Source organism: Campylobacter sp. VBCF_06 NA8 (assembly GCF_027737825.1).
In the GTDB taxonomy this organism is placed as follows: Bacteria; Campylobacterota; Campylobacteria; order Campylobacterales; family Campylobacteraceae; genus Campylobacter_B.
Genome location: NZ_JAOVUB010000007.1, coordinates 21,466 through 42,847, shown reverse-complemented (window position 1 = coordinate 42,847; position 21,382 = coordinate 21,466). Strand labels below are relative to the sequence as shown.

The 21,382-nt window shown below is 42.3% G+C and carries 18 protein-coding genes and 1 tRNA gene; 13 read left to right on the top strand and 6 right to left on the bottom strand.

The window, feature by feature from the left end:
- Positions 1-62 precede the first annotated feature (62 nt).
- Positions 63-953, bottom strand: coding sequence for a YgjP-like metallopeptidase domain-containing protein (locus tag OFO10_RS07960; protein ID WP_270866780.1), 891 nt, complete (start codon positions 951-953; stop codon positions 63-65).
- Positions 929-2,251, bottom strand: coding sequence for an MATE family efflux transporter (locus tag OFO10_RS07955; RefSeq protein ID WP_270866779.1), 1,323 nt, complete (start codon positions 2,249-2,251; stop codon positions 929-931). Before OFO10_RS07955 ends, OFO10_RS07960 begins: the two co-directional genes overlap by 25 nt.
- Before the next feature lie 124 nt (positions 2,252-2,375).
- Between OFO10_RS07955 and abc-f the strand changes: the two genes are divergently transcribed.
- The 6 genes from abc-f to OFO10_RS07925 are packed head-to-tail and all read left to right on the top strand — an operon-like array spanning position 2,376 to position 9,004.
- Positions 2,376-4,328 (top strand): ribosomal protection-like ABC-F family protein, encoded by a 1,953-nt coding sequence (abc-f, locus tag OFO10_RS07950; protein WP_270866778.1) that lies wholly within the window; start codon positions 2,376-2,378, stop codon positions 4,326-4,328.
- A gap of 8 nt (positions 4,329-4,336) precedes the next feature.
- Entirely contained in the window at positions 4,337-5,566 is a 1,230-nt protein-coding gene (locus OFO10_RS07945) for a M48 family metallopeptidase (protein WP_270866777.1), read from the top strand.
- Complete coding sequence (prmC, locus tag OFO10_RS07940; RefSeq protein ID WP_270862343.1) at positions 5,563-6,357, top strand: peptide chain release factor N(5)-glutamine methyltransferase; 795 nt, start codon at positions 5,563-5,565, stop codon at positions 6,355-6,357. The genes OFO10_RS07945 and prmC overlap by 4 nt, the downstream gene beginning before the upstream one ends.
- Positions 6,357-7,001 carry a uracil-DNA glycosylase gene (locus OFO10_RS07935; RefSeq protein ID WP_270859188.1) on the top strand — a complete coding sequence of 215 codons (645 nt, stop codon included), beginning with the start codon at positions 6,357-6,359 and terminating at the stop codon, positions 6,999-7,001. Before prmC ends, OFO10_RS07935 begins: the two co-directional genes overlap by 1 nt.
- Positions 6,998-8,170, top strand: a complete 1,173-nt coding sequence (locus tag OFO10_RS07930; RefSeq protein ID WP_270866776.1) for a hypothetical protein — start codon at positions 6,998-7,000, stop codon at positions 8,168-8,170. Before OFO10_RS07935 ends, OFO10_RS07930 begins: the two co-directional genes overlap by 4 nt.
- A 30-nt stretch (positions 8,171-8,200) precedes the next feature.
- Positions 8,201-9,004: a transporter substrate-binding domain-containing protein gene (locus OFO10_RS07925; RefSeq protein ID WP_270866775.1), complete on the top strand. Its 804-nt coding sequence runs from the start codon at positions 8,201-8,203 to the stop codon at positions 9,002-9,004.
- A 161-nt stretch (positions 9,005-9,165) separates the two neighbouring features.
- Here the strand turns inward: OFO10_RS07925 and OFO10_RS07920 are convergent, their stop codons facing one another.
- From OFO10_RS07920 to OFO10_RS07910, 3 genes are all read right to left on the bottom strand, one after another.
- Entirely contained in the window at positions 9,166-9,534 is a 369-nt protein-coding gene (locus OFO10_RS07920; protein WP_270866774.1) for a hypothetical protein, read from the bottom strand.
- Between the two features lie 167 nt (positions 9,535-9,701).
- A complete protein-coding gene (locus OFO10_RS07915; protein ID WP_270865513.1) occupies positions 9,702-10,094 on the bottom strand; it encodes a YbgC/FadM family acyl-CoA thioesterase in 393 nt (130 codons plus the stop codon).
- Positions 10,084-10,587: a DUF4149 domain-containing protein gene (locus tag OFO10_RS07910; RefSeq protein ID WP_270866773.1), complete on the bottom strand. Its 504-nt coding sequence runs from the start codon at positions 10,585-10,587 to the stop codon at positions 10,084-10,086. The genes OFO10_RS07915 and OFO10_RS07910 overlap by 11 nt, the downstream gene beginning before the upstream one ends.
- Positions 10,588-10,758: 171 nt before the next feature.
- Between OFO10_RS07910 and OFO10_RS07905 the strand changes: the two genes are divergently transcribed.
- Positions 10,759-10,834 (top strand) — tRNA-Phe (locus tag OFO10_RS07905).
- A 29-nt stretch (positions 10,835-10,863) separates the two neighbouring features.
- The gene (locus OFO10_RS07900; protein WP_270866772.1) at positions 10,864-11,157 is read left to right on the top strand and encodes a hypothetical protein; all 294 of its coding nucleotides are present in this window, start codon (positions 10,864-10,866) and stop codon (positions 11,155-11,157) included.
- A 112-nt stretch (positions 11,158-11,269) separates the two neighbouring features.
- Here the strand turns inward: OFO10_RS07900 and uvrA are convergent, their stop codons facing one another.
- Positions 11,270-14,086: an excinuclease ABC subunit UvrA gene (gene uvrA, locus OFO10_RS07895; RefSeq protein WP_270866771.1), complete on the bottom strand. Its 2,817-nt coding sequence runs from the start codon at positions 14,084-14,086 to the stop codon at positions 11,270-11,272.
- Positions 14,087-14,214: 128 nt separating this feature from the next.
- On the opposite strand from uvrA, the gene OFO10_RS07890 reads away from it, so the two are divergent.
- Genes OFO10_RS07890 through OFO10_RS07870 form a run of 5 tightly spaced genes read left to right on the top strand, consistent with a single transcriptional unit; the run spans position 14,215 to position 21,375 of the window.
- The gene (locus OFO10_RS07890) at positions 14,215-15,636 is read left to right on the top strand and encodes a TrkA C-terminal domain-containing protein (protein ID WP_270866770.1); all 1,422 of its coding nucleotides are present in this window, start codon (positions 14,215-14,217) and stop codon (positions 15,634-15,636) included.
- A 48-nt stretch (positions 15,637-15,684) separates the two neighbouring features.
- Positions 15,685-16,719, top strand: coding sequence for a 3-dehydroquinate synthase (aroB, locus tag OFO10_RS07885; protein ID WP_270866769.1), 1,035 nt, complete (start codon positions 15,685-15,687; stop codon positions 16,717-16,719).
- Complete coding sequence (locus OFO10_RS07880; protein ID WP_270866768.1) at positions 16,716-18,383, top strand: mechanosensitive ion channel family protein; 1,668 nt, start codon at positions 16,716-16,718, stop codon at positions 18,381-18,383. Before aroB ends, OFO10_RS07880 begins: the two co-directional genes overlap by 4 nt.
- Positions 18,384-19,622 carry a tRNA (N(6)-L-threonylcarbamoyladenosine(37)-C(2))-methylthiotransferase MtaB gene (mtaB, locus tag OFO10_RS07875; RefSeq protein ID WP_270866767.1) on the top strand — a complete coding sequence of 413 codons (1,239 nt, stop codon included), beginning with the start codon at positions 18,384-18,386 and terminating at the stop codon, positions 19,620-19,622.
- Positions 19,585-21,375, top strand: a complete 1,791-nt coding sequence (locus tag OFO10_RS07870; RefSeq protein ID WP_270866766.1) for an AAA family ATPase — start codon at positions 19,585-19,587, stop codon at positions 21,373-21,375. Before mtaB ends, OFO10_RS07870 begins: the two co-directional genes overlap by 38 nt.
- The last annotated feature ends 7 nt before the right edge of the window (positions 21,376-21,382 follow it).

The following is a 21,382-nucleotide window of genomic DNA, read 5'->3' as shown; positions in this document are numbered from 1 at the left end:
CAGAGATTAGTGAATTTCCCTGGATTGCTTCGCTACGCTCGCAATGACAACAGGGGTGCAAATTATCTATTTTTCACCAGCTTAATTCGCTCTTTGAAATCAGGCATAATCCCAGCTATGAAGTCGTAAAATTCGCGCCTGTGGTGGGCGTAGATGAGGTGAGTTAGCTCGTGAAGCACGACATAATGGACAAAGCGCAAATCTTTTTCGACCAATTTTAGCGACAAATTTATGTAGCCCTTCGCGCTGTTGCAGCTGCCCCAGCGAGTTTTCATATCGCGCACGACTAGGCGATTGACACTCTTTTGCACGAACGGCAAATAGAGTTTAATCAAATCTTTGTATAAATTTAACGCCAAAAATTTCTTAAATTTCGCAAATTCTATCTCGCTTACGCAGTAAATTTTACTCTCCAAAACGGCGATTTTGCCGTTAAATTTCGCCAAATTTTGCGCCAAAATTTCGTTTGGCGTGGCTGGCGTGGCTGGCGTGGCTGGCGTGGCGGACTGGGCGTTCGTGGAGTTCGTGTTTGGCGTGGCGCTAGGCGCAGTATCACTTATAAAATTTGCGTCAAATTTTAGCGCACTATCACTCGCGCCACTCTCACAAAATTTCGGCGCAGTATCGCCACCACTAAAATTTTGCGCACTAAATTTCGGCGCAGTATTCCACAAATCCGCGAATTTCTCGCCAAATTTCAGCTCATAAATTTGCCCTAAAATTTCACTCTCATTTTCTTTTAACGCCAAATTTTCGTATTTTTCTAAGGTTTTTTTAATCCAAATTTCATGCGAGGCGATAAATTCTCTGGCTCGCTCCACGCTCCAAAACCACGGCACGCTAGCGCGCACGGCGCAATCAGGGCTAATGCGAATTCTGGCGTATTTGACGCGCTTGAAACTAGCCAAAACGCAAAATTCGCCCAAATTTAGACTAATCGTTTGCTCTGCCATTTTTTGCTAATCCACCGCCAAGTATTCGCCCCGCCTCTGAGCCACTCATCGCACAAAAACCCAATCCAAACGCCCAAAATCCCGATTCCAAGCGAAATGCCTAAAAAATACCCCACCGGAAGCGACACACCCCACATAAAGATTAACCCCATTAAAAACGGAAATCTCGCATCGCCGCTGGCGCGTAGAGCATTTACGAAAACGATATTAAATGTGCGCCCAAGCTCTAAGATTATCGTTAGATAAAACAGCGGCCGCATGATTTCTTTGTGCGTTTCGCCTAGATTTAGCGCGCTCATGATTAGCTCGCGCGCGAAAAATACGACCGCGATGAAAAACGCCGTGACGATTAGACCGATTTTTAGCGCGTGAAAGGTGTGCGAATACGCGCGCTCTGGCTCTTTTGCGCCCACTAGGCGGCCTACGATGACCTCGTTTGCCATGCTAATGGCACTTCCGCCAAAGAAAATAAAGCTTGAAATCTGAAAATAAATCGTCTGCACCGTAAGACTTGCCTCGCCCATACTCGCCACAAAGGCAAAAGCGACTAGATATTGCGTGATCCAAAGCAGATTTTCCCCAGCGCTCGGCAGTCCTACGGATAAAATTTTGCGTAAAATTTCAAATTTTATTTTCAAAAACATTGAAAAATAAAATTTTAGTTTTATGATTTTTACGGCAATTAGCGCGAAAAGTATCACGCCCACAATCCGCCCGATAATCGTGCTAATTCCCACGCCAAAAAGCCCATAAAATGGCAGTCCAAAGGGTTGGAAGAGTGCGATAAAATTTCCCACTAGTGTGATGATATTCATCGTTACAGAGATGATGATTATGTAGTTTGCATAGCCATACACGCGGATTATCGCGCTAAAAACTATCGCCACAGCGTCGATTGCAAAGACAATGCTAATGATTTTTAGATAAATCGTGCTATCAGCGAGAAGTTCGCTTGGCACTTGTAAGGCACGGAGCAAAAGCGTGGCGCACGAAAATACAAAAACCCCGCTAAGTCCGCCGATTAGGGCGTTAAAGGTAATGCTAGTATGTATTGCGCGCAGGGCTAAAATTTTATTCCTTGCCCCCAGAGCTTGGGCGACCACGACCGAGCAACCCACAGCCAAAAACCCAAAAACCGTGATAAAAAGCAAAAATACCTGATTGCCAGCGCCCAACGCGCCTACGAGCCTGACATCGACAAGGCTTATCATGTAGGTGTTAATCAGCGCGGTAACTAGGCGCAAAAACATATCTGCATAGATTGCTAGGCTTAGTTTTGTTAGTGAAATTTCCTTCATTAATTCTCTTTTTTTAAAATAAGAGGTGCATTTTAGCGAAAAATTCATAGATTAAATTTAGAAATTATTCAAATTTAATATTTTTTTTACTACAATCGACAAATTTTATCTATAAAGGCAAATTTTGGCATTAGTTGATTTGATTGATGTAGTTAAAAAATTCGGTTCAAACACTGTCCTTGACGGCGTGAATTTCAGCCTGAGCTCTGGCGAGAGAGTAGCAATCATCGGCAAAAATGGCGGCGGAAAATCTACGCTGATGAAAATCATCGCTGGTGAGTATGAAATCGACGGCGGTAGGGTAATCACGCAAAATGGCATAAATATCCAAATGCTAGAACAAAGCCCGAAATTTGACGATAATCTCTCTGTCAAAGACGCCCTAAAACGCGAACTCAAAGAAATTTACGATGCCATTGATGAATACAACCAAATTTTAGAACAAATCTCAAACGACCCCCAAAACGAAGCACTTCTAACCCGCCAAAATGAGCTAAATAAATTTATCGACGCCAAAGACGGCTGGAATATCGACAATAAAATCGAGCGAATTTTGGAGCATTTTGGGCTTAAAATTTACGAAAACCGCTCGGCTTGCACGCTAAGTGGGGGCGAAATTCGCCGCGTGGCACTTGGTGCGCTAGTGCTTAAAAAGCCAGATATTTTGCTACTTGATGAGCCGACAAACCACCTTGATGTCTATATGGTGAGATTTTTGGAGGATATGCTTTTAAATTCGAAGCAAACCATACTTTTCATCTCGCACGATCGCTATTTCATCGACAAACTTGCGACCAGAAGTATCGAGATAGAGGAGGGCAAACTAAGCTTTTTTGATGGCGGATACGAAAACTATCTAAGGCGCAAACAAGAAATTTTAGCTAGCTTGCAAAAATCCCACGAAACGCTTTTAAAACAGCTAAAATACGAAGAAGAGTGGCTTCATCGTGGCGTAAAAGCTAGGCTCAAACGCGACGAGGGTCGCAAAGCCCGCGTGCTAGCCATGAGAGAAGAAGCCAAAAAAAATCCGGGCGTGATAAGGCGCGTGAAATTGGAGCTTGAAAGGGCTAGTAAGAGTTTTAATGGCACAGGTGGCGAGAACCGCAAAAAAATGCTTTTCGAGTGCAAAAATGTAAGTAAAATTTTAAATGGAAAAGACCTTTTTAAGGGCTTTTCGGCTAGGGTTTTACAAGGGGAAAGGATTGGCATAGTCGGCGCAAACGGCGCAGGTAAATCCACACTAATAAAAATGCTGATTGGTAAAACCCGCATTGACGGGGGCGAGATCAAAAGGGGCGATATTAAAATCGGCTATTTTGATCAGGCTAGGTCTGAAATTTCAGGCGATAAGAGTTTGATTGAGATTTTTTGCCCAAATGGTGGTGATCACATTATGGTGCGCGGACATTATATGCATGTTTATGGCTATCTTAAAAATTTCTTATTCCCAAAAGAATTTTTGGATAAACCAGTCAGCGTGCTAAGTGGTGGCGAGAAAAACCGCGTCGCCCTTGCCAAGCTTTTTACCGAGCAATACGACTGCCTTATTTTAGACGAGCCGACGAACGATTTGGATATCGCTACAATCAACATTTTGGAAGATTATTTGCTAAGTTTTGAGGGGGCTGTCATCATTGTAAGCCACGATAGATATTTCATCGACAAAATCACAAACAAGCTCTGGGCGTTTGAAAAGGGCAAAATCGAGCAGATTTACATACCATACAGCGAGTATTTGGAGTATGAAGACGAGATAAAAGACCTTGAAATTTATGAAAGCGAAGTCGCTTCTAGCGTGGGAAATACTGCGCCCGAAATCAAAGAAAATAAAAAAGAAAAAACCGCCACGACTAAACTTAGTTATAAACAAAATAAAATTTTAGAAGAATACCCAGCCAAAATCGAAGAGCTTGAAGCTCGCATTAAGGAGCTAAATCATGCGCTTTCGACCCCTGAAATTTACCAGCAAATCGGGCTTCAACCGCTTTTTGAAGAGCTCGAAGAGAAAAAGGGCGCACTAAATCAAATGGAAAACGAATATTTCGAGGTGCTCTCGCTGGCTGAAAATTTAAAATAGGAAAATTTATGCTTTATTTTTTGATAATCATTTATATAATTTACACGATTTATAAAATTTCATTAGCCCTTTTACAGCTAAATTTCATCAAGGAAAACGCCAAAAAACCAGCCGTGATTTTAAGCGAAGCAGACTATCAAAAGGCTGGAATTGTTAGCATTACAAATCTGAAATTTGAAATTTTTAGCCTTGCGTTTGGGCTTTTGGTCGCGATTTTTTGGATTTGTTATGGTGCGGGTGCGTTGCAGGAATTTATCTATGCTAAATTTGGAGTGGGCGGCGCAAATTTGGAGGGCGGCGCGAGTATCTTTATCCAAAGCGTTTTTGTTTTGGCTTTCATTATACTTGGCGGGGTGATTGATTTGCCGTTTGAAATTTACGCCACTTTTGTCAAAGACAAAAAATTAGGATTTTCCACAATCACGCCTAAAATTTTCATCGCTGATAAGCTAAAAGCCCTTGCGCTAACGCTAATTTTTGGCTTTTTAGTGGTTTTTGCGCTAGTTTTTTGCGTGCAAAATTTGGGGCAGTTTTGGTGGGTGTATGGGTTTGGCTTTTCGTTTGGGCTGATTTTGCTGATAAATTTGATTTATCCTACACTCATCGCGCCGCTGTTTAACAAAATGTCGCCACTAGCTGAGGGTGAATTAAAATCGCAAATCGAGATTTTGCTAGGCAAATGTGGCTTTAAAAGTAGTGGGGTTTTCGTCATCGACGCAGGCAAGCGCGATAATCGCTTAAATGCGTATTTTGGCGGACTTGGGGCGAGCAAAAAGGTCGTGCTTTTTGACACGCTGATAAAAAAGCTAAGCCAGAGCGAAATTTTGGCAGTTTTGGGGCATGAACTAGGGCATTTCAAACACGGCGACATACTCAAAAATATCGCGCTTGGGGCGTTTATGCTGATTGTGATTTTTGGCGTGTTTGGAAATCTGGCTACAAAAGGGGTTTTTGACGCGCTAAATTTGGTGCGCGACGGCGGTGCGACGCTGATTTTTATCATGCTGTTTTTGCCGATTTTGCAGAGTTTTTTGGAGCCAGTAATGTCGAAATTTAGCCGTATGCACGAGTTTGGCGCAGACAGGTTCGGCGCAGATAATGCGAGTAAAAATGATATGATTAGCGCACTTAAAAAACTTGGTAGCGAAAACAAAACTTTTCCGATTTCTCACCCGCTTTACAGCGCGATTTACCACTCGCACCCGAGCCTGTATGAGCGTATCAAGGAGCTAGAATGAAAATTTTCGAGGCGTTAAAATGGGCGCACGGCAGGACAAATTCTAGGTATGTTTCAAGGGAGCTTTTGAAATTTAGCGAAAATTTAAGCAACGAAGAGTTTGTAATGCTCTTTAACCACGCTATGCGAAATGAGGAAAAATTTCGCCAAAGTGTCGAAATTTACGCTTCTGGCGTGCCACTTGAATACATCACAAATAAGTGCAAATTTTTCGATTTTGAGTTTTTCGTCGATGAGCGGGTGCTAATACCGCGCTTCGAGACTGAAATTTTGGTCGATAAAGCTTTTAGCGTGGCTCATCTTTTCAAAACTCCGCGCATTTGCGAGGTCGGCACTGGAAGCGGGATAATCTCGATTTGCCTTAAAAAATTTTTCCCAGACGCGCAAATTACCGCCACTGATATCAGCGAAAGTGCGCTTGAAGTAGCGCGCAAAAACGCCCAAAATTTGGGCGTGGATATTGAATTTGTGCATTGTGAATACCTAAGCGGGGTGCAGGGGGATTTCGATATCGTCGTATCAAATCCGCCATATATCGCCTCCTCGTATAAGCTCGATGAGCGGGTGCTAAAAGAGCCAAATTTGGCGCTAATCGGCGGCGAGAAGGGCGATGAGAAGCTAAAAAAACTAATCTTTTTAAGCGAAAATCGCACGAAATATCTGCTTTGCGAAATGGGGTATGACCAAAAGCAAAGCATGCAAGAAACGCTAAGCGAGCATGGATTTGCCTTTGAATTTTACAAAGATTTAGCCGGGTTTGATCGTGGCTTTGTCGCAAGGAAAATGAATTAATGCAGGGCTCGAAACTTCATAGATTGCTTTGCTATAAGGCGTTTGGTTACAGGTATATCGACGCTGGAATCCTTGCTAGTGGCGAGAGATTTTTTAGCGATATTGATAGCCTTTCGCATAGCGTGCAAAATTGCGCGCTGTGCGAACTATCCAAAACACGCACCCACGCCATGGTGCCTTATGGCGATAAGAACGCCAAAATAATGGTAATCTCTCAGTGCCCAACGCACGCAGAAGATGAGAGCGGTGAGCCATTTAGCGGGAATTTGGGCGAGAAATTTAGGGTTAGTTTGAAGGAGCTTTGCGGTTTGGAAATCGGCGAAATTTACGCGTCGTATCTGATAAAATGCGCCCTAAATTTAAATAAAAAACTCACCTCTGAAATCATACTTAAATGCGCTCCCTACGCTATCGACGAGATTAAAATAATTCGCCCCAAAGTCGTGCTATGCCTTGGCGAGCTGTGCGCTAAAATTTTGCTTAAAAACAACAACCTCCCAGATATCAGGTTGATTCACGGCACGCCATTTCGCGAGGGCGGGATTACCTTTATACCGACATTTGATCTAAATTTCCTAAGCCAAAACCCAAGCCAAATTCCACTTTTTCACGATGATTTGCGCAAGATAAAGGAATTTTTGTGAGAGCGATTTTTGCGCTTTTAATCGCTGTTTTTTGCTTGGCGCACGATGACGAAAATATTTCGCTAAAAGATCTAAATTTTACGATAAGCGATGATGAAAATTCTAGCACCCAGATTTTGTTTGAGGGCGAGGATTTTATCCAAAAAAGCCTAGATGAGGGATACACACTCTGGGATCCAGACAGCGAGAAAGGCGAGGTGTATAATCTCGTGGCAAATGCGATGAGTGCGACGATTGAAAATTCGCAAAATTCGGGCTTTAAAGTGGGTGTTTTAATGGCGCAAAATATCCTTGGCTCGCGCGCCGATAGCATTGCAAATGCGCTTTTGGCATTTGTGAGCGAGAAAAATTTGCAGGCAAATTTGCGCTTTTATTACATAGGAAATGAGAGCGAGGAGGGCATTATAGCGGCACTTGAAGCTATGGAGCGCGATAATGTCGCCCTAATAATCGCTCCCTTAAATAGATCTGGCGTGGATATCGTAGATGAAAACTCGCAGTATAGTAGTATGGTTTTTGTGCCGACGCTAAATCAAAATTTAAGTGGGTTCGTGTCGAATAATATATATTTTGGCGGTATTGATTACAGCGAGCAAATGCAGTATCTGCTGGGGCGCTTCGCTGAAAATTTATACGCTATCGGCGATGAGAGCGCGCTGTCGCAGGTGCTAAACGATATGGCGTTTGATAGTCGCAATATCGAGGAGTTTTACACGATTAAAAGCAACCGAAATGCGGTTTTTGATTTTGAGGGCGAACTGCCACAAAATGCGAATTTTATCCTAAATTTGCCTAGTTCTAAAATACTCTCCGTAATCGGCGAAATTTCGCACAAAAAGCTAAACACGCAAAACCTGCTTGCTACGCAAGTGGGCTTTGACGGCGAGATTATCGGTGCGCTTCCAAGCGCGATTGGTGGGAAATTTTACCTTGCAAACTCCATTTCGCCGGTTTCAAACTCGCTTCTTCATCGCGCGCTTAGCCTTGGCGTGGATTTGCGCTACGAGTGGATTGCATACAGCGCGCTTAGCGGGTTTGACTATTTTTATTCAAATTTCGCTTTAAACCGCTATGAACGGGCATTTAGCGAGGAATTTTACGATAACGGCCTTAGGTTTGATACCAAAATTTACGAGGTCGGCGAGGGTAAATTTCAAAAATTAAATTAAAATTTCAAATTTTTTTTAGAAAGGAATTGCATGAAAAAGTATTTCAAAACACTTTTTTTAGGGCTTTCGTTTTTGTTTTTGCTCGCTGGTTGTGCGAGTAATCAACCCGCGTTAAACCAACCTACGCTAGATCAAATCAAATCTCGCGGAACTATCCTAGTGGGCGCTACTGGGGATTATAAACCGCTAAGTGTGCGCGAGCAAAACGGCACACTATGGGGATTTGACATCGATATCGCAAAAGCTATCGCCGAGCGTCTTGGCGTGGAACCTGAGTTCGTCGCTACTAGCTGGCCGAGCCTGAGCGATGATACTATGGCAGAGCGCTTCGATATCGCTACTACCGGCATTACGATTAACGAAACACGCAAAAAAACTATGCTAATGAGCGATGGCTACCTTGCTAGCGGTAAGACGATTTTGTGCCGAAAAGGCGACGCAGCGAAATTCACAAGCTTAGAGAGTATCGATAAAAAGGGCGTTCGCGTGATGATAAACCCGGGCGGAACGAACGAGAAATTCGCGAGGGCAAATTTCAAAAACGCTAAAATCATCGTCCATAAGAAAAACGCCGAGATCCCAGCGCAAATCGCAAAAGGCGCAGCCGATGTGATGATCACAGAGACTACTGAGGCGCCGTATTATGTGGCAAACAACCCTAAACTAGCCGCTCCGCTGCTAGAAAGTCCATTTACGCGCGATGAAATCGGGGCTTTGATGTCGCAAAACAAGGGCGATTTGCAAAGCTTCGTAAATAAAGTAATCGCCGAAATGAAGGCAAACGGCGAGTTGAAAAAAATCACTGAAAAATATGGATTAGTTTATTCGTATTAAAATTTTAAAATTTCGGTTGTGAAAACTGCTTTTGGTTTTCGCAACCGCTTTTGAAATTCCATGCTGAGGCAATCTTGGATACTGCGCCGAAATTTTAGTTGTAGTGTGGCAAGTTGCCTAGCGAAAATTTTGGTAACATTATGGTGGGCAAGGTGCCCACCCTACGATACTTTTTCATTTTTTCGTTTTTTTGGTTTTTTGTGTTGTGGTTCATTTGAAATGAATTTTTCAGGTATCAAAGCCCAAATTATCACAGCAAAAGTAGAAATCCAGCTAAAAATGCAAAGGTAAAAAAATATTCCATTACTTTCAAAAATTGTAAGACAAGTTAAAATTATAAGAGATATTAAAATAAGACTTCCCCATTTAAAAATTTCTTTCAATTTTTTTTGTTCTTTCAATTCATCTTTTAAACAATCAACACTTATACGCAAAACAAATAAAACATATAAATTATAAAAAATATAATGAAATAATGCAAAATCACGCCTTAAAGCTATATCTATAAAAGCGTTTATGATACTACTCATTATTGTTTTCCTTATTTTGTTTTAAGCACCGCAGGGCGGGTATCCTTGCCCGCCGAATTTTATATTTTTATCAAATTTTATTTTAGCCCCTTTAATTTTTTAAAATTTCAGACAGATAAAAGCAAGTTTTTAGATTTTAAATTTGCAAAATTTAGCCCTGCCAAACCTCACAACCCCTTGAAAAACTCCACGATTTCGTCACTGAATTTCACAGGTTTGCCGTTTTGCAGGTATGCGACTCTGACATCTTGGGCGAAGATTAGCTCGTCAAATTCGCGCCCATTTATATCTTTTAGTTTGTAGATTTTTTGCGTCAGCACCGCGCTTGCGTTTTTTAGCTCTTTGAGCGTGGTTTTGATTTCTAGCTCGTCGCCCAGCACCGCAGAGCGCAGGAATTTCGCCTGCAAATCGCTCACCACGAAATGCGAGTGCTCGCCAAAAAAACTCACGCCCGCACGCATTAGCGCCTCGCTTCTAGCCCGCTCGCAAAATTTTATGTAGTTTGCGTGATAGACGATGCCCTGTGCGTCGGTATCGTCGTAATAAATCCTAAATTTCATTGCCTCTGCCTATGCGCAAGTTCGGCACCATTTTTAGGAAAAACAGCACCGTTTGCGCGATTATCATTAGTTTGGCGCACCACTCGCTGGCTTTGTGGATTTGGGCGAATTCGGCTGTTTGCGTGCCTGCTTCGCCTAGCTTTTGCGCGTCAAGGATAAATTCCGTGAAATACAGCACGAAAAGTGTCGCTAAAATGAGGTTTATGAGCGCTAACATGAGGGTTGAGAGTTTTAGGTTGAAGGGCTGAGATTTGTTGTTGTTGAAATTCACCATTTCAAAAATTAGGCAAATTATCGAAAACGGCATTAAAATGGCGTTGTATTTGACAAAAATCGCGCTCATCATCTGACCGCTTTGGAAGTGGCTAAGCACGCCCTCGCCAATGAGGCTTTGCGGGTAAAAAATCGTCGGAGCCACAAGCGCGCCAAGGCTAAGCTCGATACCGATGAGCGCGCCAAGAGCGAGGATATAAATCGAAAAAATCGCTTTCATAAAAATCCTTAAATTTGTAAATTTCGTAAATTTTGTAATTTCGCGCCATTATACCCTAAAATTTGTCTTTATTTGGAAATTTTGTGTAAATTTGACTGAAATTTAGCCGAATTTTTCAAATTTTATCATTATTTAAGCAATGTTTAAATAAAATAATTTTTCTTTTTTCGTGGTTGGATAGCTCAGTCGGTAGAGCAGCAGACTGAAAATCTGCGTGTCGGCAGTTCGATTCTGCCTCTAACCACCACTTTTATTCAAATTTAAATCCCAAAATCAGTGAAATTTAGAAAGTGGTATTTCGGACACTTTCACACAAATCGCAAAATAAATCGTAAATTTAGCTGTCTTTATAATGAAATCGAAAAGATAAATTTGAAGACAAGGGCGAATTTTGTGCCGAAATTTGCGAATTTGCCAGGCAGGGTTACAGAGGCGATAGCGAAATTTTATGATGAGCCAAAATTTGCGGGTGAGTTTTTGCAAATTTTAGATAACGCCTGCAAAAACGGCGAAATTTCACGCGCGTGCAAAGATGAAATTTATCATAGATTTTTAGCTGAGGAATTTTAGGTTAAATCTGAAAATTTGGGAAAATTTGCGCAAATTTCATGCAAATTTTAAACTAAATTTGCCAAATTTCGCTCCAAAATTCACGCTAAATTTCCCCAAATTCACCCAAATTTTACCCTGCAAATTCCTCGTTTAAAAACTCCCCGGTATATGAGCGCGTTTTTTTGTAGTTTTTCGCCAGCTGTTTTGGTGTGCCTTGCGCTACGATTTTTCCGCCACCATCGCCACCCTCTGGCCCCATGTCGATGAGATAGTCGCAGTTTTTGATGATGTCCATATTATGCTCGATGACAAAGACCGAATTACCCAAATCCACGAGGTGATGAAGCACTTGCACCAGCCTATCGACATCGGCGAAGTGCAGGCCAGTGGTCGGCTCATCGAGGATATAAAGTGTATTGCCAGTATCCGTGCGACTAAGCTCTTTTGCGAGTTTGACGCGCTGAGCCTCGCCCCCGCTTAGCGTGGTTGCAGGCTGACCTAGCGCGATATAGCCAAGGCCGACATCTTGGAGGGTTTTTAGCTTTTGGTGTATTTTTGGCACAGCTTTGAAAAACTCCAACGCCTCGTCGATACTCATCGCCAAAACCTCGGCGATATTTTTGTTTTTGTAGTAAATTTCAAGCGTCTGGGCGTTGTAGCGCGAACCACCGCATGCGTCGCAAACTACGCTAATATCGGGCAAAAAGTGCATTTCGATTTTGATTTCGCCCTCTCCTGCGCATTTTTCGCAACGCCCGCCCTTGACATTGAAGCTAAATCGCCCGATTTTATACCCCCTCATCATCGCCTCTTTTGTCTGCGCAAAGAGCGCGCGGATCTCGTCCATGACGCCAGTGTAAGTGGCTGGATTGGAGCGTGGAGTGCGACCGATTGGGCTTTGGTCTAGGTAGATGACCTTGTCTAAATTTTGCAGGCCTGAAATTTTGGCGTTTTTTAGAATTTTAACATTTCTGGCGCGGTTAAGCTCCTCCAATGCCGCTGGTAGGATTGTTTGAAGCACGAGCGAGCTTTTGCCACTGCCACTAACTCCGGTAATTCCTACTAAATTTCGCAAAGGAAATTTTGCGCTTAGGCCGTGGATATTGTTGATTTCGACATTTTTTATGCTTAACCACTCTTTTTGCGGGCGGTTTTTTTGGTAATCAATCGTTTTGTGATTGTTCATATAAAGTGCAGTTTGCGTATCGCTTTTAAGCAGATTTTCCACACTTCCGCTAAATACGACCTCGCCGCCGTATTTACCAGCCCCAGGTCCGATATCTACGACGAAATCCGCTTGTTGTATGGTTTTTTTGTCGTGTTCGACGACGATTACGGAATTTCCCTTTTGCTGTAAATTTCTAAGTGTATTGATTAGCTTTTGTGTGTCGCGCTCGTGAAGCCCGATACTAGGCTCATCTAGGACATACATTACCCCACTTAGTCCGCTTCCAATCTGGCTTGCGATACGGATTCGTTGCGCTTCGCCACCGCTGATTGTGCGTGCATCGCGCCCGAGGGTCAGGTATCCAAGACCTACATCGTTTAAGAAAAATAGCCTTTCGTTGATTTCTTTTAAAATCGGCGCTGCGATTTGTGCCTCTTGTGTGCTAAAATGGGCGAAATTTTTCTCATTGCCAAAGAATTTGACATTTTCTTCTATGCTTGTCTTCACCACTTCGCCAAGCCCCTTGCTAGCGACTTTTACAGCTAGGCTTTGGGGTTTTAGACGCAGTCCGCCACAAGCAGAGCAGGTTTTTTCGCTCATATATTCGTCTAAATCGTTTTCGTTTTTTAGCAAATCATAGGCGTATTTTATCGCGCCCTCGAATTTACGCATTAGCTTGTGCGATTTCCAATAAAACGGCACCTCTTTCGCGCTTCCGTATAAAATGAGCTGTTTTTGCGCCTCGTCAAGCTCGGCGTATGGGACATCTGTGGGGATATCGTTTGCCGCGCAAAATCCGAGCAAAAATTTATAATAATAGCTTTTGTTAAACCCTGACATTACCTTAATCGCGCCGTTTTCGATAGAATTTGCCTCGTTTATGATTTTAGCTAAATCTAGGCTAAATTTAATCCCAAGCCCGTCGCATTCCTCGCACGCACCTTTGGGGCTGTTGAAGCTAAAAGTCAGCGGTTCGAGCGGAGTAAATGAAATTTTGCAATCAAAGCATGCCATGTGTTCGCTGTAATGGATATGATCGTGCGCAAGCCCTAATTCATCGGCATTTGCGATATCTATTTCGACCTCGCCAAAGCTAAGTTTTAAGGAATTTTCGATGTCGCTTGCGATTCGCGTGGCGTTTTCTTCGCTGATACTCACACGGTCGATGACGACTTTAATCGTGTGTTTTTTGGTTTTGGCTAGTTCGATTTCTTCGTCAAGTCTGACTAAAACGCCGTCAATCTGGGCTCTGACATAGCCTTTGTTTCGCATGTCTTCGATCAAATCAGCAAAAGTGCCCTTTTTTTCGCGCACGAGCGGGGCAGAAATTGAAATTTTCGCGCCATTTGGGAGTTTCATAACCTCGGCGATGATATCAGATGAGCTCATTTTTGAGATTGGTTTGCCGCATTGGTGGCAGTGTTGCACGCCCGTTCTAGCGTAAAGTAAGCGCAAATAATCGTAAATTTCAGTTATCGTGCCAACAGTCGAGCGCGGGTTTTTAGATGTGGTTTTTTGATCTATCGCGATCGCAGGAGTTAGGCCGTCGATTTTGTCGATATCTGGCTTGCCCACGCGGTCTAAAAACTGCCTAGCATACGCCGAAAGGCTCTCTACATAGCGTCTTTGCCCCTCGGCATAGAGTGTATCAAAGGCCAGCGTGGATTTGCCAGAGCCCGAAAGTCCAGTAAAAACGACTAATTTATTTTTTGGAATTTTCAAATTTATATTTTTTAGGTTGTGTTCTCTTGCGCCGATAATTGTGATTTTATCGTTCATTTTAGCCTCTTTTTTGTGAAAATTAACCTTTAATTATATCTTAAAATTCTTTGAAAGAGTTTGCAAAAACGCTTAAATTTCAGCCATGTTTGATATAATTTTGAAAAATCAAAATTTAATGGATAAAAATGAAAAAAGTTTTAATCATAGCAAGTGGCGATTTCGCGCGCCATTTTTTAAATAGAATTTACAAATCCAAAGATGTTATCCACGAATACTTCATTATCGCAAAAGACAGCTCCTGCGTGCCTGAGGGGATTTTGGGTATGCAAAATTTCAGCGTGGAGATTTTCGATCCCACAAGCATAGAAAGGCTAAAATTAGTAGTAAATCAGGGTGAATTCGATAGGTGTATAATGATAATGGACATTGAATTTGACGCTAGGGTGAGCCTGAATAATCTCAAAGAAATTGCGCCAAATTTGGAAATTTATCTCGCGGATTTTTGGGATTTGGTGCAAGAATACAAAGAAGAAAAGCATATTAAAATTTTAAATGTTTTATCGCTAAATTCATCTCGTTTTATGGGTTGTTTGCCAGATAGCCCGGTTTTTGCGCAGTATGTAGGACTTGGCAGGGGCGAGATAATGGAGGTAAAAATCCCTGTGGGAAGCTCGTTTGCGTATCGCAAGGTAGGCACTCTAAGCTCGAAGCGATACAAAATCCCGATGATTTATCGCCACAACACATACATAATCACCACGAAAAGCACGGTGATTTATCCAAACGATACGATTTTGGTCGTGGGCGAGCCAAGTGCCTTGCGCGCGGTTTTTGCGCAGGTCAAACAGCAAAACGGCCAGTTTCCATCGCCATTTGGGATAAATATTTATGCGCTAATTGATATGAAGGAAATGAGCGAGAGCTCGATTTATAAGACGCTAAGAGCGGTGGAGTATCTAGATAGCAGGCTCCAAAATCACAAAATTTGCATTAGGGTGGTAAATCCCAAAATTTCGCCTAGTTTCGAGGAGATTAAGGCCAAAAGCGATGATGAAAAATTTGAAATTTTAATTGATTATAAAGAGAAAAATATCTCGAATTTAAACGGCGATGTGAGCGAAAATAAGGCTGGTTTGGTCGTGTGTGTGAGAGAGATTTTCGAAAAAAACAAAGCCTATTTGCAAAGTCTTGGCGTGCCGATTTTAAGCCTAGGGCAGAGCGAGTTAGACGCGATAAAACGCAGTGTGGTGGTAAATGGCGGAGCGAATATGGACGAGGAATCAAGCGTGGTTTTTGATATCAGCTCGCAGCTTGGTATGAATATTCACCTGTATATTTTTAACGAAAACGGCGGCAAAGGTGGAGAGTTTGTGCAAAATTATCTAAATTTGTCAAAGCTTTTCTCAAAAGAGCTCATAATCCACGATGATATGAGCAAAAACCCATTAATCGAGCTTAGCTCAGAGAGTGATTTCTTGCAGTTTGTGCCATTTAGCGATAAAATTTTAGCCCCGAAATCGACAGCGATTTTCAAAAAAGACCTTGACAAAATGTATTTCAAACTAAGCCACAATCACCAAATTTTTCTTCCATGCGATATGGGGTAAAAAAATGCAAAATTTATGCTACAATAAGGCAAATAAAGGGGTTAGAATATGAAAATTGATATTGATTTGAAAGAGAAAAGTTACAGCGTTTTTATCGACGAATTAGCCAAAATTTCACTTCCTGGCAAGGTCGCAATCATCACAAACCCCAAGGTTAGCGGGCTTTGGCTCTCGTATTTGTTGGAGAGATTGGAGTGCGAGCAGAAATTTATCATCACAATTCCCGATGGCGAAGAGTATAAAAATCTATCCAGCGTCGAGCAAATTTTAGAGCAACTTTTTAGCTCCAAATTAGATCGCAAAAGCACGCTAATAGCACTTGGCGGTGGCGTGATTAGTGATATTACGGGGTTTTGCGCGAGTATTTATGAAAGAGGGATAAATTTTATAAATATCCCAACCACGCTTTTAGCCCAAGTAGATGCTAGTGTGGGCGGAAAAACAGGCGTGAATAACCGCTTCGGCAAAAATTTAATCGGCTCATTTTATCAACCACGCGCCGTGTATTGTGAGAGTAAATTTCTCTCAACCCTGCCAGCGCGCGAATTTGGCGCAGGTGTGGCGGAAGCTGTGAAAATGGCGGTAACATTTGATAAAGAGCTATTTGAGTATTTTTGCGAGCATGATTTGAAGAGTGATAGTGAAGTAGCCCATATCATCGCAAAATGCGTGGAAATAAAAGCTGGTGTCGTGGCGAGAGATGAGCGCGAAAACGGCGTGAGAGCGGTGCTAAACTACGGACACACCTTTGCGCATGTGATTGAGAATTTGACGAATTATTCTGTGTATTTGCACGGCGAGGCTGTGGCGATTGGCATGGTTATGGCAAATGATTTGGCTGTAAGACTTGGCAAATTAAGCGCAAACGAAGCGGAGAAAATTCGCGCAGTGCTCGCTAAATTCGGACTTCCGCTAAGTTATAAAATCCAAAGCGTAGATAAATTTTACGAAATGTTTTATCTGGATAAAAAAAGTGCCTCAGGCAAGATAAAATTCATCATGCCAAAGGGAATTGGTGATTTTTTCGTATCTGATGATATCGATGAAAATCTCGTAAAATCGACATTAAGAGCGTTTCAATGAATAGATTTTTAACTCTTTTTTTATTTTTTGTTTTTGCTTTTGGCGAGGGAAATTTAAGCGAAAATTTAGCAGAGCAAAATTTAAGCTTATTAGAGCAAAACGGCTCTGCCACTAGATTAAATAAAGAATATGTCAATTCGAGCGAAAGTGCCGATGTAGCGATGATTGCTCCGCTTGGTGAGCAGATTAGGGCGATTGATGAGGAGATTAAAAACAATCTTTGGGTTAGCAGATTTGCGAATTTCATCGGTTACCAAGAGCTTTTAAAACAGCAAAAAATCCTGCAAGATGAGCAAAAATCCCTAAGCGACGCGGACGAGATCAACGAAGTAGGCAAAAAACTTCGCGCCGTAAATGAGCAACTCTCGCTTTTAAAAGAGTATGAAAAAAGCCCATTTTTGGACATTGTCGCTATGCCAGAGACCCCGGAGCCAGAGCGTGTGAGCAATCCCTTTTCGATAATCACAGGTTTTTCGACGATTCGAAATTTGCAAGAGCAAAAATTAGAGCAAAAACGAAAAATCGAAAATTTAAAGGTTTTGATAGAAAAACTCGAAACCAAGGCCGAATTATACGCCAAAGTGGAGAAAATTTCACCAAATGATAAACTTATCAAAGATTACGAAAATTTAAAATATGAAATCGGCGAATTTAGCTCTGCTTACGAGCTTGCTGGGACGACTTATGATGTGTATGAGAAAAAAATCAACTCCCAAATCACCGCGCTAACTGCCGATATCACGGCGCAAATCAAGCGCGCTGGAAATATCCTTATATGGATTGGCGTAGTTTTGGCTTTGGCGTTTTTAGCCAAATTTATCGCCAAACGATATGTCATAAATGACGAAAATTTCTACCTTGTAAATAAAATCATAAATGTCATAAATTTCACCATTATCGTGCTTATTTTGCTATTTTCGTATATTGATAATATGACGCATTTTGTCACCGTGCTGGGCTTTGCTTCGGCTGGTTTGGCGATTGCGATGAAGGATATGTTTATGAGCTCGCTTGGTTGGCTTGTAATCGTATTTGGCGGCACATTTAGGGTAGGAGATCGCGTCAAAGTCTGCAAAAATGGCGTCGTGTATGTGGGCGATATCATCGATATTTCCGTGCTTAGAATGACGATTTTCGAAGATGTTACGATGACTACATGGCGAGAAAACAAACGCGCCGGCAGGGTTGTATTTATACCGAATAACTACATTTTTACAGATTTGCTGGCTAATTATACGCACTCTGGGTTAAAGACCGTTTGGGACGGCATTGATATCTTACTCACATTTGATAGCAATCACAAAAAAGCTATGTATATCATCAAAAACATAGTCAGAAAGTATTCGAAAGGCTACACCGATATCGCCAAAAAGCAAATGTCAAAACTCCGCTCTCAATACAGCATAAAAAACCCAAATGTCGAGCCTAGAATTTTTAGCTTTTTTGAGCCTTATGGTATTCAAATTTCGGTTTGGTATATGACGAATTCATACGCTACTTTGGGGCTTAGAAGCAATATTTCAAGTGAAATTTTAGAAAGCTTGCAAAAAGAAGATGATATCAAAATCGCTTACCCAGCTTACACACTTTACAACGGCAAAACTTACGGCGCAAACAAAGCGCCAAATTTCGAGCCAAACGAGCCACCTATGGGGGAAGTATAGGTGAGGGTGTATTTTAAGACCTTTGGGTGTCGCACGAACATTTACGATACTGAATTAATCAAAAAAATGGTGCAAAATGCCGAGATTGTGGGCAATGAGAGCGAAGCAGATATCATTGTGGTAAATTCATGCACCGTTACAAACGGCGCAGATAGCGATGTCAGAGGCTATATCTCGCGTATGAATAGGGCTGGAAAAAGGGTGATTTTAACAGGCTGTGGAGCCAAATCTCAGGGGCAAAATTTGCTAGCAAAAAATCAAATTTTTGGCGTTTTTGGTATGAGCCAAAAGGCCAAAATTGATGAGTATTTGCGCGCAGATACGAAATTTTACGATATCGGAGATTTGGAGTATAAAGAAAGTAGCGTGCTCGGCGATTTTGAGAATCACACGAAAGCCTTTATCAAAATCCAAGAGGGTTGCGATTTTTCGTGTGCTTACTGCATAATCCCCTCTGTAAGGGGGCGCGCGCGCTCTATCGATGAGAATTTGATTATAAATGAGGCGCGAAATTTAGCCCAAAATGGTTTTAGCGAAATCGTCCTAACTGGCACGAATATCGGAAGTTATGGCAAAGATAGCGCCACTTCGCTTGGGGCTTTGCTGCAAAGGCTTGGCAGCCTTTCAGGCATAAAGCGCATTAGGCTAGGTTCAATCGAGCCAAGTCAGATTGATGAGAGTTTTCGTGAAATTTTGGGCGAGAGCTTTTTGGAGCGACATTTGCATATCGCTTTGCAGCACACTTCGCAGACTATGCTTAGCATTATGCGTCGCAGAAACACGGCGTTTAGGGATTTGGAGCTGTTTTTGGAGCTAGGCGAGAGGGGCTTTGCGCTAGGCACTGATTTCATCGTCGCTCACCCCGGCGAGAGCGAGGAAGTCTGGGGCGAGGCGGTTGAGAATTTCAAAAAATTCCCGCTTACGCACCTGCACGCCTTTATTTTCTCTCCACGCCGGGGCACAGCTTCTGCTTCGATGAGCGGGAGGATTAATGGCGAAGTGGCGAAAGCTAGGCTTAAAATGCTTAAAAATATCGTAGCGTTAAATAATTTCGAGTTTCGCAAAGCTCGCAAATCGCCACTTTCGGTGCTAGTAGAGCGCAAAAATGGCGAATTTTTCGAAGGATACGATGAGTTTTATAATAAAATTTTGATAAAAAGCGAAAAAGATTTATCTAAAAAATGGGTAAGGATAGAAGATTATGAAGTCAAATTTGAGTCAAATGTGGCAGAAATTTAAGGCAAACAAGCTAAATTTAATCCTTGTGTTTTTGGGATTGCTTATTGTTTTGCTTAGTATTGTGTATTTCAAAGATGACGCGCAATATATCAGCGAGCGCGAATTTAGCGAGCTTATGCAAAGGGATTTGATCAAGCGAGCCCATATCGAGGACGGCGCGCTAAATTTCATTTACGAGGGCAAAAGATACCGCATTTTAGCCGATATCGTCGATCTCAAAGAGCTGGCAAATCACGCAGTTATCAGCAAATCGCACGGCAATAGTGGCGAAATGACAATCAGCGCGATTTTGGTGATTTTCACTTTTGCATTTTTTCTTTTTGTCTATTATTTCGAAACCGTGCTTTCACGCCGTAAAAAAGGGCAAAATTTAGCTTCGCAAGCCCAAAATACTGCGCCGCAAAATTTCGCACCAAACTCATTTGAACCAGTTAAAAGCGATGTGAAATTTAGCGATATCGCAGGCATTAGCGAGGTCAAAGACGAGCTAATCCAAATCGTAGATTTTCTAAAAAATCCGCTCAAATACCAAAAATTTGGCATAAAACTTCCAAAGGGCGTTTTGATGATTGGGGCTCCTGGTGTGGGAAAAACGCTAATTGCAAAGGCCGTAGCCGGCGAGGCTGGCGTGCCGTTTTTTTACCAAAGCGGGGCGAGTTTTGCTGAGATGTTTGTCGGAGTGGGCGCAAAGCGCGTCAGGGAGCTCTTTGCAAGGGCAAAATCCTGCGCGCCTGCGATTATTTTCATCGACGAAATCGACGCTGTGGGCGGTAAAAGGGGCGTTGGGCGAAACGACGAGAGAGAGGCTACACTCAATCAGCTTCTAACAGAAATGGACGGATTTGAAGAAAATAGCGGTGTAATGGTCATCGCCGCGACGAATAAAATTGATTTGATCGACGAGGCTCTGCTTCGCTCTGGCAGGTTTGATAGGCGCATTTTTATCTCACTCCCAAACTACAAAGACAGGATTGAAATTTTAAAAATTTACCTTGCAGATAAAAAATTTGATTTAAATATAACCAAAGTAAGTCGCCTTTGCGTGGGATTTAGTGGGGCAGGCGTGGCGACATTTGTCAATGAGGCTGCGATGAAGGCGTTGGAGAGAGGAAGCGATAAAATCGAGCTAATAGACTTCGAAAATGTGCGCACAAAGGTCTTTTATGGTGTGCAAAAAAGCCAAATTTTAACAGAAAACGAAAAAGAAATCCAAGCCTTTTATCAGGCTGCAAAGGCGCTAATCGCGTATTGGTATTCGATGAATTTCGATAAAATCGAGCTTTTAAACGATAAATTTTTAAACGATGATTTCGAAATCCGCTCCAAAACCCAAATGCTAAATCAAATCAAAGTCCTACTCAGCGGCACCGCAGCCCTTGCGATACACAAAAACGACGCCTTTACAAACGGCTCAAACGATGTCAAAGAGGCCACCGAGCTGGCGCAAAAAATGGTCTATGAATACGCTATGGGGGATAGTTTCGTGCCAAATCCAGCCAGCGTCAATGAGATATTAAATTCGTGCTTTGAGGATGTGGGCGAGACGCTTCGCACTATGCAAGAGGCGCTAAATTTGATAGCGAAGCAAATTTTTGTTTATGAGTACATCACTCACTCTGGCGTGCGCTCGATATTGCAACCAGAGCTTGATGAGGACGAGGAAAATTTGGGCGAAGAGCAGGGCGAAATTCAAGATGAAATTCATAGCGAAACACCTGCGCCTAGAAGTGATAGATTAAATTTCGATGATTAGGAAAAAT

Coding starts and splice junctions, on each gene's coding strand:
- OFO10_RS07960 (WP_270866780.1), bottom strand. CDS start 953: ATGGCAGAGCAAACGATTAGTCTAAATTTGGGCGAATTTTGCGTTTTG.
- OFO10_RS07955 (WP_270866779.1), bottom strand. CDS start 2,251: ATGAAGGAAATTTCACTAACAAAACTAAGCCTAGCAATCTATGCAGAT.
- OFO10_RS07945 (WP_270866777.1), top strand. CDS start 4,337: ATGCTTTATTTTTTGATAATCATTTATATAATTTACACGATTTATAAA.
- prmC (WP_270862343.1), top strand. CDS start 5,563: ATGAAAATTTTCGAGGCGTTAAAATGGGCGCACGGCAGGACAAATTCT.
- OFO10_RS07935 (WP_270859188.1), top strand. CDS start 6,357: ATGCAGGGCTCGAAACTTCATAGATTGCTTTGCTATAAGGCGTTTGGT.
- OFO10_RS07925 (WP_270866775.1), top strand. CDS start 8,201: ATGAAAAAGTATTTCAAAACACTTTTTTTAGGGCTTTCGTTTTTGTTT.
- OFO10_RS07920 (WP_270866774.1), bottom strand. CDS start 9,534: ATGAGTAGTATCATAAACGCTTTTATAGATATAGCTTTAAGGCGTGAT.
- OFO10_RS07915 (WP_270865513.1), bottom strand. CDS start 10,094: ATGAAATTTAGGATTTATTACGACGATACCGACGCACAGGGCATCGTC.
- OFO10_RS07910 (WP_270866773.1), bottom strand. CDS start 10,587: ATGAAAGCGATTTTTTCGATTTATATCCTCGCTCTTGGCGCGCTCATC.
- uvrA (WP_270866771.1), bottom strand. CDS start 14,086: ATGAACGATAAAATCACAATTATCGGCGCAAGAGAACACAACCTAAAA.
- OFO10_RS07890 (WP_270866770.1), top strand. CDS start 14,215: ATGAAAAAAGTTTTAATCATAGCAAGTGGCGATTTCGCGCGCCATTTT.
- aroB (WP_270866769.1), top strand. CDS start 15,685: ATGAAAATTGATATTGATTTGAAAGAGAAAAGTTACAGCGTTTTTATC.
- OFO10_RS07880 (WP_270866768.1), top strand. CDS start 16,716: ATGAATAGATTTTTAACTCTTTTTTTATTTTTTGTTTTTGCTTTTGGC.
- OFO10_RS07870 (WP_270866766.1), top strand. CDS start 19,585: ATGAAGTCAAATTTGAGTCAAATGTGGCAGAAATTTAAGGCAAACAAG.